The 15,080-nt window shown below is 58.9% G+C and carries 15 protein-coding genes and 1 tRNA gene; 9 read left to right on the top strand and 7 right to left on the bottom strand.

Translation table 11 applies throughout. The annotated features are described in order from the left end of the window. The first annotated feature begins 5 nt into the window (after nt 1-5). The 5 genes from sfsA (at nt 6) to sthA (ending at nt 4,820) form a co-directional block, all read left to right on the top strand. Nucleotides 6-752 (top strand): DNA/RNA nuclease SfsA, encoded by a 747-nt coding sequence (sfsA, locus tag ABOK31_RS06265; RefSeq protein WP_349958177.1) that lies wholly within the window; start codon nt 6-8, stop codon nt 750-752. A gap of 2 nt (nt 753-754) precedes the next feature. Continuing rightward, a complete protein-coding gene (map, locus tag ABOK31_RS06260; protein WP_349958176.1) occupies nt 755-1,591 on the top strand; it encodes a type I methionyl aminopeptidase in 837 nt (278 codons plus the stop codon). 42 nt (nt 1,592-1,633) lie between these two features. Continuing rightward, nucleotides 1,634-2,452, top strand: coding sequence for a DNA repair protein RadC (radC, locus tag ABOK31_RS06255; RefSeq protein ID WP_349958175.1), 819 nt, complete (start codon nt 1,634-1,636; stop codon nt 2,450-2,452). 259 nt (nt 2,453-2,711) lie between these two features. Then, nucleotides 2,712-3,308: a dual specificity protein phosphatase family protein gene (locus tag ABOK31_RS06250; RefSeq protein ID WP_174174630.1), complete on the top strand. Its 597-nt coding sequence runs from the start codon at nt 2,712-2,714 to the stop codon at nt 3,306-3,308. A 108-nt stretch (nt 3,309-3,416) separates the two neighbouring features. Then, nucleotides 3,417-4,820: a Si-specific NAD(P)(+) transhydrogenase gene (gene sthA, locus ABOK31_RS06245; RefSeq protein WP_174174628.1), complete on the top strand. Its 1,404-nt coding sequence runs from the start codon at nt 3,417-3,419 to the stop codon at nt 4,818-4,820. A gap of 18 nt (nt 4,821-4,838) precedes the next feature. On the opposite strand, the gene ABOK31_RS06240 is transcribed toward sthA, so the two are convergent. Beyond that, complete coding sequence (locus ABOK31_RS06240) at nt 4,839-5,516, bottom strand: HAD family hydrolase (RefSeq protein WP_349958174.1); 678 nt, start codon at nt 5,514-5,516, stop codon at nt 4,839-4,841. 373 nt (nt 5,517-5,889) lie between these two features. On the opposite strand from ABOK31_RS06240, the gene ABOK31_RS06235 reads away from it, so the two are divergent. After that, the gene (locus tag ABOK31_RS06235) at nt 5,890-6,699 is read left to right on the top strand and encodes a phytanoyl-CoA dioxygenase (protein WP_349958877.1); all 810 of its coding nucleotides are present in this window, start codon (nt 5,890-5,892) and stop codon (nt 6,697-6,699) included. 129 nt (nt 6,700-6,828) lie between these two features. Here ABOK31_RS06235 and tig read toward each other — a convergent pair whose 3' ends face one another. The 4 genes from tig to ABOK31_RS06215 all read right to left on the bottom strand — a co-directional run bounded on the left by tig (nt 6,829) and on the right by ABOK31_RS06215 (nt 10,588). After that, entirely contained in the window at nt 6,829-8,322 is a 1,494-nt protein-coding gene (gene tig, locus ABOK31_RS06230) for a trigger factor (protein WP_349958173.1), read from the bottom strand. A 279-nt stretch (nt 8,323-8,601) separates the two neighbouring features. Continuing rightward, nucleotides 8,602-8,686, bottom strand: a tRNA-Leu gene (locus ABOK31_RS06225). Nucleotides 8,687-8,831: 145 nt separating this feature from the next. Continuing rightward, the gene (locus tag ABOK31_RS06220; RefSeq protein WP_349958172.1) at nt 8,832-9,452 is read right to left on the bottom strand and encodes a GDYXXLXY domain-containing protein; all 621 of its coding nucleotides are present in this window, start codon (nt 9,450-9,452) and stop codon (nt 8,832-8,834) included. After that, nucleotides 9,449-10,588 carry a DUF2157 domain-containing protein gene (locus tag ABOK31_RS06215; RefSeq protein WP_349958171.1) on the bottom strand — a complete coding sequence of 380 codons (1,140 nt, stop codon included), beginning with the start codon at nt 10,586-10,588 and terminating at the stop codon, nt 9,449-9,451. Before ABOK31_RS06215 ends, ABOK31_RS06220 begins: the two co-directional genes overlap by 4 nt. 876 nt (nt 10,589-11,464) lie before the next feature. On the opposite strand from ABOK31_RS06215, the gene ABOK31_RS06210 reads away from it, so the two are divergent. The 3 genes from ABOK31_RS06210 (at nt 11,465) to trmFO (ending at nt 13,658) form a co-directional block, all read left to right on the top strand. Next, the gene (locus ABOK31_RS06210; RefSeq protein WP_015339702.1) at nt 11,465-11,611 is read left to right on the top strand and encodes a DUF1127 domain-containing protein; all 147 of its coding nucleotides are present in this window, start codon (nt 11,465-11,467) and stop codon (nt 11,609-11,611) included. 305 nt (nt 11,612-11,916) lie between these two features. Then, nucleotides 11,917-12,060, top strand: coding sequence for a DUF1127 domain-containing protein (locus ABOK31_RS06205; protein WP_015339701.1), 144 nt, complete (start codon nt 11,917-11,919; stop codon nt 12,058-12,060). A gap of 161 nt (nt 12,061-12,221) precedes the next feature. Then, nucleotides 12,222-13,658: a methylenetetrahydrofolate--tRNA-(uracil(54)-C(5))-methyltransferase (FADH(2)-oxidizing) TrmFO gene (gene trmFO, locus ABOK31_RS06200; RefSeq protein ID WP_349958170.1), complete on the top strand. Its 1,437-nt coding sequence runs from the start codon at nt 12,222-12,224 to the stop codon at nt 13,656-13,658. An 18-nt stretch (nt 13,659-13,676) separates the two neighbouring features. Here trmFO and ABOK31_RS06195 read toward each other — a convergent pair whose 3' ends face one another. Continuing rightward, the gene (locus tag ABOK31_RS06195; RefSeq protein ID WP_174174613.1) at nt 13,677-14,138 is read right to left on the bottom strand and encodes a hypothetical protein; all 462 of its coding nucleotides are present in this window, start codon (nt 14,136-14,138) and stop codon (nt 13,677-13,679) included. A 76-nt stretch (nt 14,139-14,214) separates the two neighbouring features. Next, the gene (locus tag ABOK31_RS06190) at nt 14,215-15,075 is read right to left on the bottom strand and encodes a phytoene/squalene synthase family protein (protein WP_349958169.1); all 861 of its coding nucleotides are present in this window, start codon (nt 15,073-15,075) and stop codon (nt 14,215-14,217) included. Between the last annotated feature and the right edge of the window lie 5 nt (nt 15,076-15,080).

The following is a 15,080-nucleotide window of genomic DNA, read 5'->3' as shown; positions in this document are numbered from 1 at the left end:
CGATCATGCAATTTACCTCGTCTCTCGTCCCTGCCCGCCTGATTTCGCGCTACAAACGCTTCCTTTTCGATGCCGAGCTCGAGGACGGGACGCTCATCACCGGCTCCTGCCCGAATACCGGCTCGATGCTTGGCCTCACGACACCTGGCTCGCGCATATGGCTCTCCGAACATGAGGGCGCGAAGCGAAAATACCGTCATGTCTTCGAACTGATCGAAGCCGACGGCACCACGGTCGGCGTCAATACCGCCATGCCAAACCGCATCGCGGCGGAAGCGATTGCGCTTGGGCAAGTCTCCGATCTCGGCGATTACACGGCGGTAAAACGCGAGCAGAATTACGGCCGCAACTCGCGCATCGACCTGCTCTTGACCGACCCCTTGCGGACAACCACCTATGTCGAGGTGAAAAACGTCCATTTCATGCGGCAGCCGGGCCTTGCGGAATTTCCCGATACGGCGACGGCGCGCGGCGCCAAGCATCTGGAAGAACTCGGCGATATGGCCGAAGCCGGTTACCGCGCCGTGATGTTGTTCGTGATCCAGCGCAATGATTGTGATCGCTTCCGGATCTGTGGTGACCTCGATCCGGTCTACGCCCGGGCCTATGATCGTGCTTTGGCGCGTGGCGTCGAAGTCTATGCGCTGAAATGCAGGGTTTCCCCGACGGAAATCGCGCCTGCCGGGTTGATCCCGATAGACGAACCCGGCATAGCTGCATTAGAACAGTTTAAGATCTCTACCGAAGGCTAACCATGGTGAACTACATCGAAGCGGCAACGGCGCCGGCGAAAAATACGGGCGCTATCCGCATCTACGGGCAGGATGCCTTTGCAGGAATGCGCAAGGCCTGCCAGCTGACGGCCCGCTGCCTCGATGAACTTGCCGCGATCGTCGAGCCCGGTGTTCCAACCGATGTCATCGACCGCTTCGTTTTCGAGTTCGGCATGGATCACGGCGCCTATCCGGCGACGCTGAACTATCGCGGCTACATGAAATCCTCCTGCACGTCGATCAACCATGTCGTCTGCCACGGCATTCCCAATGACAAGCCGCTGCGCGAAGGCGATATCGTCAATATCGACGTGACCTATGTGCTCGATGGCTGGCACGGCGATTCCAGCCGCATGTATCCTGTCGGCGAAATCAAGCGCTCGGCCGAACGGCTGCTGGAAGTCACCTACGAATCCCTGATGCGCGGCATCGCCGCCGTGCGCCCTGGCGCACGCACCGGCGCCATCGGCGAGGCGATCCAGACCTATGCCGAAGGCGAGCGCTGCTCGGTCGTGCGCGATTTCTGCGGTCATGGCGTCGGCAGCCTGTTCCATGACTCGCCGAATATCCTGCATTACGGCCGCGTCAATGACGGCCCAGAACTGCGTGAAGGCATGATCTTCACCATCGAGCCGATGATCAATCTCGGCAAGCCGCATGTGAAGGTGCTCGGCGACGGCTGGACGGCCGTCACTCGCGACCGTTCGCTCTCGGCACAGTACGAGCACACCGTCGGCATCACAGCGACGGGTTGCGAAATCTTCACCCTGTCGCCCGGCGGCCTCGATCGCCCTGGCCTGCCTCCCCTGCAGGGATAATTCATGGCGAAACGTCCCGCTTCTTCCAAAGGACATGGTGACATGCCCCTCGATAGAGGCGGGAAGACGGAGGCGTTGGAAGATGCGCCGCTGCTCGACGAGCGGCTATTCTTCGCCCAACAGGCTGCGAAGCCGGTCTCACAAGCAACCAAATCCGGCTCAACAGCCAAATCCACGCCAACGAATGTTGAAGCCCATTATCATGGCCACCGCGAACGGCTGCGCAATCGCTATCGTGACGGTGGCGATGCGGCATTGGCGGACTATGAAATTCTCGAACTGCTGCTTTTTCGGCTGATCCCGCGACGCGACACGAAGCCGATCGCCAAGGCATTGCTTGCCCGGTTCGGCACGCTCGGCGGCGTGTTCGGTGCGCCGATCAACCTGCTAACGGAAGTCAGCGGCGTCGGCGACGCCGTTGCTCTCGACCTGAAGCTGGTCGCGAGCGTCGGACAACGCATGCTGAAGAGCGAATTGACGGGCAAGCCGGTGCTCTCCTCCTGGAAGGCGCTGATCGATTATTGTCACGCCGCCATGGCGCACGAGGCACGCGAGCAGTTCCGGCTGCTGTTTCTCGACAAGCGCAACGCTCTGATCGCCGACGAGGTCCAGGGTTTCGGCACGGTCGATCACACGCCTGTCTATCCGCGCGAAGTCGTCAAACGCGCCCTCGAACTTTCCGCCTCGGCAGTGATTTTGGTCCACAACCATCCGTCGGGAGACCCGACGCCATCTCGCGCCGATATCGACATGACCAAGACCATCATCGATACCGCCAAGCCCCTGGGCATCACCGTTCACGATCATGTCATCATTGGAAAAAACGGTCATGTCAGCTTTCGTGCATTGCGGCTGATTTAAAATTGTCGCACATACGATAATCTAATACTTCAATTTTATATTATATATTTTTGATTTTATATAATTATTCTCAGTTTCCACCCCATGCAGTTACGGCGAAATATCCCAAAATCGTCATCGAGATCTGTGCTTTCATTTTTCAGCTCAGCGTCAGGATGATCTGGCAGAAGGATCATCGCATCCTCCAGCGGGTCTGCCGGCGGAAGCTGTTGTTTGATTTGGCCTATCCGCTTGCATGCGTGAGCCCTCTGGAGATTGAATGCCGAAAATGTCGTCCTTGCTTGCCAATCGCCTCCTTCGTATCGGTCGCGTCGCGCTTGTTGCAGGAGGCGCCTTTGTGGCGGTCGCCGGTGGCTTCTATGCTCACATGCTCTGGACGACGAACTTCCATCCGGTCATTGCCGGCGAGCTTTACCGCTCCTCGCAGCCCTCGGCCACCAATATCGCCGAGTTTCAGAAGCAATACGGCATCAAGACCATTATCAACCTGCGTGGCGACAATAGCGGGCACCATTGGTACGACAACGAAGTTGCCAAGGCAAAAGAGCTCAACATCGACCATATCGATTTCCATATGTCTTCCGGCCGCGAGCTGACCCAGGCGCAAGCCGCACAGCTCGTCGAAATCATGCGCGACGCGCCGAAGCCGATTCTCATTCATTGCCAGGCCGGCGCCGACAGAACCGGCCTTGCCTCGGCGCTTTACCTTGCCGCCATTGCCAAGGCGAACGAGGCAACCGCAGAAGGCCAGATGTCGATCATCTATGGTCACCTGCCGTTCTCGTTCACCCGTGCCTATGCCATGGATCGGACTTTTCAGAAGCTGGAACCCTGGCTCGGCTTTTCCGCCTCCTGATCTCCGGCCTTTCCTGTTAGATAATCTGTAACATTGAGCAGCTACCGGTTGACGGAGCATGTTGCGTTGCGACATTGATTCCCTATTCCAGTTATCCGAGGCTTCCCGATGGACCAATTCGATCTCCTAGTCGTGGGTAGCGGCCCTGCCGGCCGCAGAGGCGCTATCCAGGCCGCCAAACTCGGCAAGAAGGTGCTTGTCGTCGAACAAGGCAAGCGCGTCGGCGGCGTCTCGGTCCATACCGGCACCATTCCCTCCAAGACGCTGCGCGAAACCGCGCTCAACCTTTCCGGCTGGCGCGAACGCGGATTCTACGGCCGCGCCTACCGCGTCAAACAGGAAATCAGCGCGGAAGACCTGCGCCGCCGCCTGCTGATCACGCTCGACCATGAGGTCGAGGTGCTTGAGCATCAGTTCGCCCGCAATCGCGTCCAGCACATACGAGGCAAGGCGAGCTTCATCGATCCGCAGACGATGCAAATCGTCAAGGATGACGGCGAGGTCGTCACCGTATCCGCCACCAGCATCCTGCTAGCAGTTGGCACCAAGCCCTTCCGGCCGGATTACATGCCCTTCGACGGCAAGACGGTTCTCGACAGCGACGAACTGCTCGATATCGAGCAGCTGCCCCGCTCCATGGTGGTTATCGGCGCCGGCGTCATCGGTATCGAATATGCGACTATTTTCAGCGCGCTTGATACGCAGGTCACCCTGATCGATCCGAAGTCGACCATGCTCGATTTCATCGACAAGGAAATCGTCGAGGATTTCACCTATCAGCTGCGCGATCGCAACATGAAGCTGCTGCTCGGACAGAAGGCCGAGAAGGTGGAGCGGCAGAACGGTAAGGTTGAGCTGACACTCGACAATGGCCGCCGCCTGACCACCGACATGGTTCTCTTCGCTGCCGGCCGCATGGGTGCCACCGATACGCTCAACCTTGCTGCAGCCGGCCTAGAAGCCGATGCCCGTGGCCGCCTGAGCGTCAATCCGGAAACCTTCGCCACCAAGGTTCCGCATATCTTCGCTGCCGGCGATGTCGTGGGCTTCCCGAGCCTTGCCTCCACCTCCATGGAACAGGGTCGCATCGCCGCCCGCGTTGCCGTCGGCGCCATCGCCAAGGAGCCTCCGAAATACTTCCCCTACGGCATCTATGCCGTACCGGAAATCTCCACCTGCGGCCTTTCCGAAGAAGAGGTCAAGGAGCGGCATATCCCCTATGAATGCGGTATTGCGCGCTTCCGCGAGACCTCGCGCGGCCACATTATGGGCCTCGACACCGGCCTCCTGAAGATGATCTTTTCGCTGAAGACCCGCCGCCTGCTCGGCGTCCACATCGTCGGCGAAGGTGCCACCGAACTCGTACACATCGGCCAGGCCGTGCTGAACCTCAAGGGCACCGTCGAATATTTCGTCGAAAACACCTTCAACTATCCGACGCTCGCCGAAGCCTACAAGATCGCCGGCCTCGATGCCTGGAACCGCATGGGCGATATCAAGTCGGAACTTTGAGCGCCCATGAAGCTCGCGTTAAGCTCCATGTAAAGCTTCGATCAAGGGTAGGACTTCGACAAAAGTATCGATGCGGTATTTCGGGGATGGCAGCGCATCCGGCCAGGACGTGCCGGCGCTATAAAATACGCCTCTCATTCCCGCTGATTCCGCACCCCTGACATCCGCCTCCGGATTGTCGCCGACAAAAATACAGCGTGCCGGGGCTACGTCCAGACGTTCGGCCGCAAGCTGAAAAATTCGCGGATCCGGCTTCCGTAGACCGACATCCTCCGAAATGACAACAAGATCGACGACATTCCCAAGTCCGGTGATCTCAATCTTTGCGGATTGAACGTCGGTATGGCCATTGCTGATGATGGCTGTCTTCAAACCACGCGCCTGCAGCGCAATCAGCATTTCAAGAGCGCCAATCGACGGTCTTGCGAAATAGGGATATCGCGTTTGAAAATCGGAAAGCAAAAGAGCTCCGGACTCACGGTTCATGCCGAAAGTCGCCGCCAATCGCGGGTAAAGTTTTTGTTTGTCGACGAGACCTTCCTTCTCCAAAGCTAGGAACGTTGCCTCGAAAGCCTGAAATGTTATGCCCTTCAGTTGATCTTCCAGTCGCCTGAATTGATCTGGCAGGAACGCCATCAGGGCGGCTCGCCGATCGATGAGGGTTTCATCCAGGTCAAACATCGCCGCTTCAATCAAGTTCGGCCTCCTTCGTCATCTTATCGTGCCGCGTTTCCAGAGAGAGCCTGTGACACTGGGAAGAAGTGTCGATCGCAACCGATAGCGCTTTAGCGCTACAGGCGCAGTGTCCGGAACTGTATGGGCTTTATCAAGCCGGAACTCCTGACGAGACAATATTGACCACGCAGGCAGGGCTCACTACTCTGTCGGCATGATGAGCATTCTCAACATCGCTTCGGTCTTCTTCATAAGCCGCTGATCCCTAGGCTTTCAGCCAATTGAAGACGAGACCGCCTTAACGGCCGTGAGGCCGTGGGTGGGTCTTTGCCGAAACAGCCGTGATGCCCGCACAGGAAAGGGCGAAAACGGCGCGATGATCGAGAGAGATTTCATGCCATCTGAAAAACAGTATCCGGCTACGCTTTCCGACGCACAGCTGAACGATTTCATTGAACAAGGTTTTATACGCATCAACGATGCGTTTTCACAGGAACAGGCTGCCGAAGCCCGTGCCATCATGTGGCGCGATATCCCGTGCAGCGAGCACGACACTGCCAGCTGGAGATTTCCAGTCGTCCGGCTGCCAGGCTATGGCGGCGAGCCATTCCGCACCATCGCCAATATGCCCATTTTGCACACCGCTTTCGATCAACTGGTCGGGCGGGGGCGGTGGACTCCAAGAGATGGGCTTGGCACCTTCCCGGTGCGGTTCCCGCATCCGGACGATCCCGGTGACGCCGGCTGGCACGTCGATCTCAGCTTTCCTGGGGACGATTGTGACCCGAATGAGCAAAGCGACTTCTCTGCCTGGCGGGTGAATGTCACTTCGCGGGGGCGCGCGCTGCTTACGCTGTTCCTGTTTTCCGATGTCGGTGAAGACGACGCGCCGACCCGCATCCGTGTCGGCTCCCATATGGATATGGCGCGCTATCTTGAGCCCGCCGGAGAGCAAGGGCGTTCTCGCATGATGCTTGAGCATATGGGAGCAGACCGACCTCAGGCATTGGCAACCGGAAAAGCGGGCACGGTCTACATCTGCCATCCCTTCCTCATCCACGCCGCGCAGAAGCATCGAGGCGCCACACCGCGCTTCATGGCGCAGCCTTCGATCGGCCTTGCCGAACCTTATCGATTGGAACGAGCTGATGGGGCCTATAGTCCGGTCGAGATCGCCATCCGCCACGCGCTGGATAAGGAATAGTCCGTCCAGCCGCTAGTCTCTAACCCCTCAGCCTTCCCCTTGTCTGCGGGGGAAGGCGTTTACTGTACCGCATAAAAAAAGCCCTGCCACGAGCGGCAGGGCTTAATTTCAGTCCGGAAGAAAAGCCGATTATTCGGCGCTGTCTTCAGCAGCCTTCTTCTTCGGAGCGGCCTTCTTCTTCGGAGCAGCAGCTTCTTCGCCTTCGGCGGCAGCTTCGGTTGCTTCAGCCTTGGCAGCAGCCTTCTTCTTCGGAGCAGCCTTCTTGGCAGCCGGCTTGCCTTCTTCTTCCTCGTCGTCGGCCAGCAGCGCTTCCTTGGAAACGGTCTTGTCCGTGACGTCGACTTCGGTCAGCAGGTGATCGATGACCTTTTCTTCGAAGATCGGCGCGCGCAGGTTGGCGGAGGCGCCGGGCGTGTTGCGGAAGAATTCCAGGATTTCCTTTTCCTGGCCCGGGAACTGCTGAAGCTGGGCATAGAGTGCACGCTGCAGCTCGTCTTCGGTCACTTCCACGCCGGCCTTTTCGCCGATTTCGGAGAGAACGAGGCCGAGGCGAACACGGCGCTCGGCAAGCTTGCGATATTCTTCGCGAGCCTTCTCTTCGGTGGTGTCTTCGTCTTCGAAGGTCTTGCCGGATTCGCTGAGGTCGGTCTCGATCTGGCGCCAGATGCTGGCGAACTCAGCGTCGACCAGCTTCTGCGGGGTGTCAAACTGATACATTTCGTCAAGCTGGTCGAGGATCTGACGCTTGACCTTCTGGCGGGTGACCGAGCCGTACTGGCTTTCGATCTGGCCACGAACGATCTCCTTCAGGCGGTCGGCCGATTCGAGGCCGAGCTTGGAAGCGAGTTCGTCATTGATTTCGACTTCGCCGGGCGCTGCGACTTCCTTGACGTTGATGTCGAAGGTAGCTTCCTTGCCAGCGAGGTTCTTGGCCGGATAGTCGGCCGGGAAGGTTACGGTGATGACCTTCTCATCGCCAGCCTTGACGCCGACGAGCTGCTCTTCAAAGCCCGGGATGAAGCGGTTGGAACCGAGAACGAGCTGCGAGTCTTCGTCCTTACCGCCGTCGAAGGCAACGCCGTCAACCTTGCCGAGGTAATCGATGGTCACGCGGTCGCCGTTGGCAGCCTTGCCCTTCTTGGTTTCGTAGCTACGAGCGCTTTCAGCGATCTTGAGGATCTGCTCGGTCACTTCGTCTTCGCCGATTTCAGCGACTTCGCGCGTGACCTTGATGCCCTTGACGGACTTCAGCTCGATCGCCGGGATGACTTCGTAAGACAGCGTGAATTCGAAGTCGGCCTGAGCGGAGAGGATCTTTTCTGCCTCGTCCTGGTCTTCCGTCATGGCGATTTCCGGCTGGGTTGCCGACTTTTCGCCGCGCTCGGTCAGGATCGCCGGCGGCTGGTCGCGAACGATCTCGTTGACCAGATCGGCCATGATCGACTTGCCGTAGACCTTCTTAAGGTGCGAGACCGGAACCTTGCCCGGACGGAAGCCGTTGATGCGGACCTTGTCCTTGACCTCGGCCAGGCGCTCGTTCATGCGCACTTCCATGTCCTTGGCCGGGATGACCACCTTGATTTCGCGCTTCAGCCCTTCAGCGAGCGTTTCGATAACCTGCATTGTCCTACCTTCATTCATGGCGGCCGTGCCCAGACAGCCGTTCGTTTCGATGAGCACGACGCCGGAAAATCCCGAGCGTGGCTTGGATGCAATTCTCTTTCACCTTGCAAGAGCGCCGCGCATTCGAACGAACGCGCAAAAGGCAGCTCTATCCCGTCACGAGCCAAAACATCTTGTCCCCTTCCTCATCGAAAGCGGGATGCTTTGGGCAAGATGGCGCGTCCTGCGGCATATCGGAAGACAGGCTTGGTCAGCCTCCCCCCGTCCACAAGACAGTGTTGGTGCGGGTAGAGAGACTTGAACTCCCACGCCTTGCGGCACCAGAACCTAAATCTGGCGTGTCTACCAATTTCACCATACCCGCGTTCCCAAAACCGCATGGCGAATGCCTGCCCATGGGGCCTTCCGGAGCGCGGCGTCTCTATATCACCCGTTTCAAACCACGCAAAGGAAAAATGACGGTTCCGCGACGACGCTAAAGCTTATCGTGGCTCTTCGCGCCGATATCGTCAGTAAAGCGGTTCCTCGTAGACGGATTTGCCATCGAGAAGCAGGCTTCTGATATGGGCAACGCCATCGGAAGACACCCGCGCCGCAATGGCGACGCGATTGTCGTTGCGGGCGATCTCGATATCGTGCCCCTGCCCCTCGGGCACATAGTAGCGCTCGATGCCATAAGTCACTCCAACAATCACCTGCTGGGGATCGGTGGCATCGCCATAGAAAACATAATCGACAGGCAGACTTTTGAGCACGACCGTATCGGGTTTCGGCTCAAGCTTTCCGAAGGATGATTCGACGATCCCCCAGTAGCCATCGCCCTGCTTCTTCAGGCGAACGGACAATATCGCGGCACTTTGGCTCATTTTCGGCGGCCCCTCGACCATCGTCGAGAACGGAACCCGTGAGATGTCGTAGTTCAAGGTCACGTAGTCGCCGCGCAGAAGATCGCGTGGATCGACCGGCGCGGTCTTCAAGAGAATCTCGACGCCGCTTCGCAGGCCCCAGGCCCGCTCGCCAACCATGTAGCCCAGCACGGCGGTCTGCAGAGCCGCAACGACGATGGCGGCGATCCAGACCCGGCGGGCATTCCCGTTTGCAACCACGCTCCCGTCAGCCAAATCAGTCATGCCCCTGTCCCCTGCCCGCGATTATCGGAAAAACGCCGCTCGAGCTGGATGACCAGCCAGGCGGCAATCGCCACAAGCAATCCGGCGACGAGAAAGAACCCCGCCGTGCCGATGATCGAGCCGATCGTCTCGCTGGCGAGATAGAGAATCTCGCAGGAAAAGACGAAATAGGCGAGATAGCGCACCGCGCCATTGTCGCGACCGCTAAGCGCGATGGCAATCACCGAGCTCGCCAGTGTCGCCGCCGCCACGATGACGAGCGGCATTTTATCTTCGATCCAGACATTATTCTCAAAGGAACCGTTGCTGATTTCGGCATGGACCAGAAAGAAGCCGATCGATGCGACAAGAAAGGCATAGAAGGCTGGTGCTGCGCCGGCTGTGCGCGCAAAAGGCATCAGCGGCGAAGCGGGAATGCTGACAACGAGAAAAGCCGCCATGCCGAGAGCGGCAAACAGGATCGCGGTATTAAGCTCCTCGTGGCGGCCAAACAGCCATGTCAACCAGCCGACGAGCATGAGGTAGGCCAGATGCCGCGCCGCCGGCGCGTCGGCATAGCGAACGAGCACAATCAGGACCACGGCCATCAAAGGCGGAATCCAGGGCATCAGGCCATACCATTCGTCGAGATGTCCCCAGAGGTAGACGCCGCAAAATGCCCAGGCGAGGAAGCCGGCAAGCCCGACCTGCGCCGAGGACCGAAACGACGCCGCGACGATGCAGGCAGCAATGAACCAGACGATCATCATTCTGAGCTCGTCGCCGGACAGATTGTACATCTGGCCGACCAGCGCCATCGCGCCGCCGAAACTCAAGGTGCCGAGGATCAAAAGCCCGGCTGCAAGAATGGAACGCCCACGCGCCAGCAAATAGGCGGCTGCGAGATAGAAGCCCCATATCATCGCGACAAGCCCCAGCAGACGGGCAATTCTCGGAAGGGCCTCCCAGTTTGCCGAAATGAACAGCAATATGGCGAGACCGAAAAGCGCGGCGGCGATAATGGTCAATACCCGGCCAGCGCTGAAACTTGTCTGGCGACCGTCATACTCGCTGAGGATGGCTTTCGCCGTTCCCGCGTCGACCAGACCCTTGTCGGTCCAGATTTTCAGATCCCGCTCCAGCCTGCCTCTGTACATGCCCGGCTCCCCTCGCTGCGATTCTGCTCGCGACAGAGTTAGCACAAATCGCCGCACAATCGATGCGAGCCACGCAGTTCCGGTAGAAGCTTCGGCTACGGGAATATGTGCCATATTAATACGGAATTAACGGACCATAGAGTATCCTTAGGACCGGTAAAGAGATACCGATAAAAGATATGCGCAGAGCTCATGCCTCCCATGAAATTATTGCGCTGCACAAATTCGAAAAGTCATACTATTTATTGGACAACAAACACGGCGGTGGCGCGCCGGGCCGATGCAGATCGGACTAAGCCTGGGGATGGATATCCCGACACGATATTCGGAGCCGCATACTCCTCCTCCCAATGCGCTCCGATCGATTGACGACACTCCTCCTCCCAAGTCGTCAATCACTATAAGTGACGCCCACCGCATCCTCCTCCCGCGGTGGGCGTTATTTTTTGCCCACTTAAATCGGTTTATGTTGCCTGGACATATGCGCGACCAGCCAATTGGCAAATGTCGGCGTAGACGACTGGTGGGATCGTTTTCCACCGACCGAAGGCAGCTTGCGATAGCATTCGACCCCTTCCAAAACAGCAAGGCTGGCGAAAAGGTGGCCAAAAGCCGGCAGTCATCGGTAACTGCCCTGGAACGCTGGGCTCATACGCGGAATCGACTTCCTGCGGCAAACACCCTTTGGCCGCGCTATGCACACAAAGCAGCCGCCATCTTAGGCAAAACGCCTATAAGGCTTGCATCTTATGCATAGGTGACATGAAGCTTTCGCTCTTTTAGTTTTCGCGGCGCAGCATATATTTAAATCCATTAGATCGACGACGGAACCAATTGTGGAACTGCTCGATCCTGAGATCCTCGAAAGGGACTACAATGAACCTGACCCGCTCTTTCAACAACTGGCGCAAGTATCGTCAGACCGTTAACGAACTCGGCCGCATGAGCTCGCGTGAACTGCACGACCTCGGCATCGACCGCGCCGACATCCATCGCGTTGCTCGCGAAGCCACCGGCCGTTAATCGCCGGATAGGCCTCGCCTTTCAGCGAAAGCCTTCTCAACGCCCGTTGCGGACCTCCGCGGCGGGCGTTCTTTTTTGCCTATCGACTGAGCAAGCGCAGCATAACCGAATCTGCCGCGAGCTATTCCTTATCTGCAGAGCACACAAATTTTGAGCATTGGTGTCTTTTTAAGCGTCATATTGCACAAATGCATAGCAGGGACCTTTTCTTTGCACTGCACAAATCACGTCCTCGCGCCTATATAGAGTGCAAGCGCTGAGGCGGTAATCGTACCGCTCGCAAACAAGATACCGAGGACAAGATCATGAACCCGCTTCGCATTGCAAAGAACTGGATCAGCTACCGCCGCACTCTGAACGAACTTGGCAACCTTTCCAGCCAGACCCTTTCGGACATCGGCGTCAGCCGCTACGAAATCCGCAACATCGCTGCTCGTTCTTTCCGTTAATCGGAACGGACTGAGTAGACTGTCTCAAGACGGCGCCTTTCGGCGCCGTTTTTGATTCCGGCGATTGAAATGCCGCTGGGACCCCAAGCGCAGCCCACTTTTGCGCGACATGCTTTAGCAAAGCATTGGATCGCCGGCTTGCCCGTGATAATGACGCGCGCATGACACAGATCCCTTCCCACTCTCCCATTCACGTCATCGGCGGCGGGCTTGCCGGCTCGGAAGCCGCCTGGCAGATCGCCAATGCCGGTGTACCCGTCATCCTGCATGAAATGCGCGGCGTGCGCGGCACCGAGGCGCACAAGACGGACGATCTTGCCGAGCTGGTATGCTCCAACTCGTTCCGCTCCGACGATGCGACCAGCAATGCCGTCGGCGTCATCCATGCGGAAATGCGCATGGCGGGCTCGCTGATCATGGCATGCGCGGACAAGCATCAGGTGCCGGCCGGCGGCGCGCTCGCCGTCGACCGCGATGGCTTTTCTGCCGCGGTGACGCAGGCCGTGCATGGCCACCCGCTGATCACAGTCGTCCGTGAGGAAATCCAGGGCCTGCCGCCGAAGGAATGGGATCAGGCGATCATCGCCACCGGCCCGCTGACGGCACCCGGGCTTGCCAGCGCCATCCAGGCGGAAACGGGCGCGGATGCGCTCGCCTTCTTCGATGCCATCGCGCCGATCGTCTATCGCGAGAGCATCGACATGGACATCTGCTGGTATCAGTCGCGCTACGACAAGGTCGGCCCCGGCGGCACGGGCAAGGATTATATCAACTGCCCAATGGACGAGGCCCAATACAATACCTTCGTCGATGCCCTGATCGCCGGCGACGCCGTCGGCTTCAAGGAATGGGAAGGAACGCCCTATTTCGACGGCTGTCTGCCGATCGAGGTCATGGCCGAGCGCGGACGCGAGACGCTGCGCCACGGGCCAATGAAGCCGATGGGCCTCACCAATGCCCATAACCCTACGGTCAAGGCCTATGCCGTCGTGCAGCTGCGCCAGGACAATGCGCTCGGCACGCTCTACAACATGGTCGGTTTCCAGACGAAGCTGAAGTATGGGGCGCAGGCGGAAATCTTCCGGCTCATTCCCGGCCTCGAGAATGCGGAATTCGCCCGCCTCGGCGGGCTGCATCGCAACACCTACATCAACTCCCCGACCCTGCTCGATCGCTCGCTGGTCTTGAAGTCCCGGCCGGGCCTGCGCTTTGCCGGCCAGATCACCGGCTGCGAGGGCTATGTCGAGAGCGCCAGCATCGGGCTGCTCGCCGGTCGTTTCGCGGCTGCGGAGCGCAAGGGCGAAACACCTTTGCTGCCCCCGCCCACCACGGCGCTCGGTTCACTGCTGAACCACATCACCGGCGGCCATATCGTTTCGGACGAGGAGCCGGGCAAGCGCTCTTTCCAGCCGATGAACATCAATTTCGGGCTTTTCCCGGAGCTGGAGCCGGGGGCGATCGTCAAGCCGGAGGGCGTGAAGCGCTTTCGCGGCAAGGACAAGACCATCATGAAGCGCCAACTCATCGCCAAGCGTGCGCTTGCCGACTGCGCCACATGGCTTGGCGTGCAGGCGCCCGCATTTGCGGAAAGCGCCTGACCATCGGGCTTCGGGATTTCAGGTCGTTGCCGGCGGCGCGTGGTGCTCGAGCTTCGCGTCCTCGCCGGCGACATAATTGCCGAGCAGCCAGAGCGAGACTTCCGCGGCTTCCGTGGGCGTCTTGAACTCGAACGTGCCGTTGTGGTGCGGCACATCGAGAAAATCGACCGTCAAGCCGCGACCGGTTCCCGAGATCTTGGCATGCGCTCGGCCGGGCTCGATGAGGTGGACGCTGAAGTGATTGCGCACATTGCGCATGAACCCAGCCTTGTCGTCATGCAGGCGCACGAATACCGCCTGCCCATCTGCGGTCGCCTGCAACTGACGGATCGCTTCGGTCGGAAAGGCGCGGCCGAATTCCAGAATCGCAAGGCCGGTATCGTGCAGGCCGTCTTCCTTGTTCTGCGATGCCATTCGTGTCGCGTAGTAAGCAACGAAGATGACGATCGCAAACAGTATGCACCAGACGACAATACCCACAGCAGATCCCCCTGAAATGCAAATCAAGTGCCCGCCATCTCCATAAACGACGAGACTTGTGCGAGCTTGGTGTATTTTAGAGTTTCTTTGTGATCGACGCTATCGCCATGCGCAATTGCCGGCGCCATTGCGGGAGTGCCAGGGGTTGATCGAAGATGCCGGCACCGAGCTTCTGCGCCTTCTTCAAGACAGGCTCTGCCAAGGTAGCCGGCAAATAGGCGGGGAACACGGCCGGCGGTATGGCGCCCGCAGCCCTTGCCTTGGCCAGATGCTCGCGACCAAGACCAGCAAAGGCTTCGATCGCCGCCGAAATACGCGGTTTGTCTTCGCCAGCAAGAAAACTGTCGTGATCGAGCCCGGTGGCCGCCAGAATCTCCAGCGGAAGGTAGAGCTGGCCGCGATGGCGATTGAGCGGCATCAGGAGCAACAGGCCGGCGATTGCCTGTGCTACGCCGGCATGGCCGGCTGCATCGGCGGAGCGCTTCGCCTCGTCGGCGGACAAGACCAGGCTTGCAAGCTGAATGAGGGCTGACGCAGTCTCGCCGGCATAGCCTTCCAGGCTGCTGCGGCTTTCCATCGGGTCATCGTAAAGATCGAAGATGCGGGCATCGATCATGTCGATCAGTGTCTGGCGCGGCAAGCGATACTCTTCGATTGCGGTCAGAAGCTCGGAAGCGAGCGGATTGGCTTCGCTCGATCCGTGAGACTGTCCCTCGAGGAGATCGCGCCAATATTGCATGCGTACTTCGCCGGGCAGCGGCTCATGCACGAGATCGCGCACGCGGGCCAGTTCGGCATTGAAGGCATAGAGCGCCGCAAGTGCGGGACGTTTCTCCTCCGGCGCCAGCAGGCATGCGAGGTAGCGATCGCGATCGGTGTCGCGAAGCGTGGCAAGGCAGATGTCCCGGTTGCTACGGGGCGTAGCTGATGTCGTCATACTCT

The sequence above is a fragment of the Rhizobium sp. ZPR4 genome, assembly GCF_040215725.1.
GTDB classification, from domain to species: Bacteria; Pseudomonadota; Alphaproteobacteria; order Rhizobiales; family Rhizobiaceae; genus Rhizobium; species Rhizobium rhizogenes_D.
This window is presented reverse-complemented; position numbering and strand designations above follow the sequence as displayed.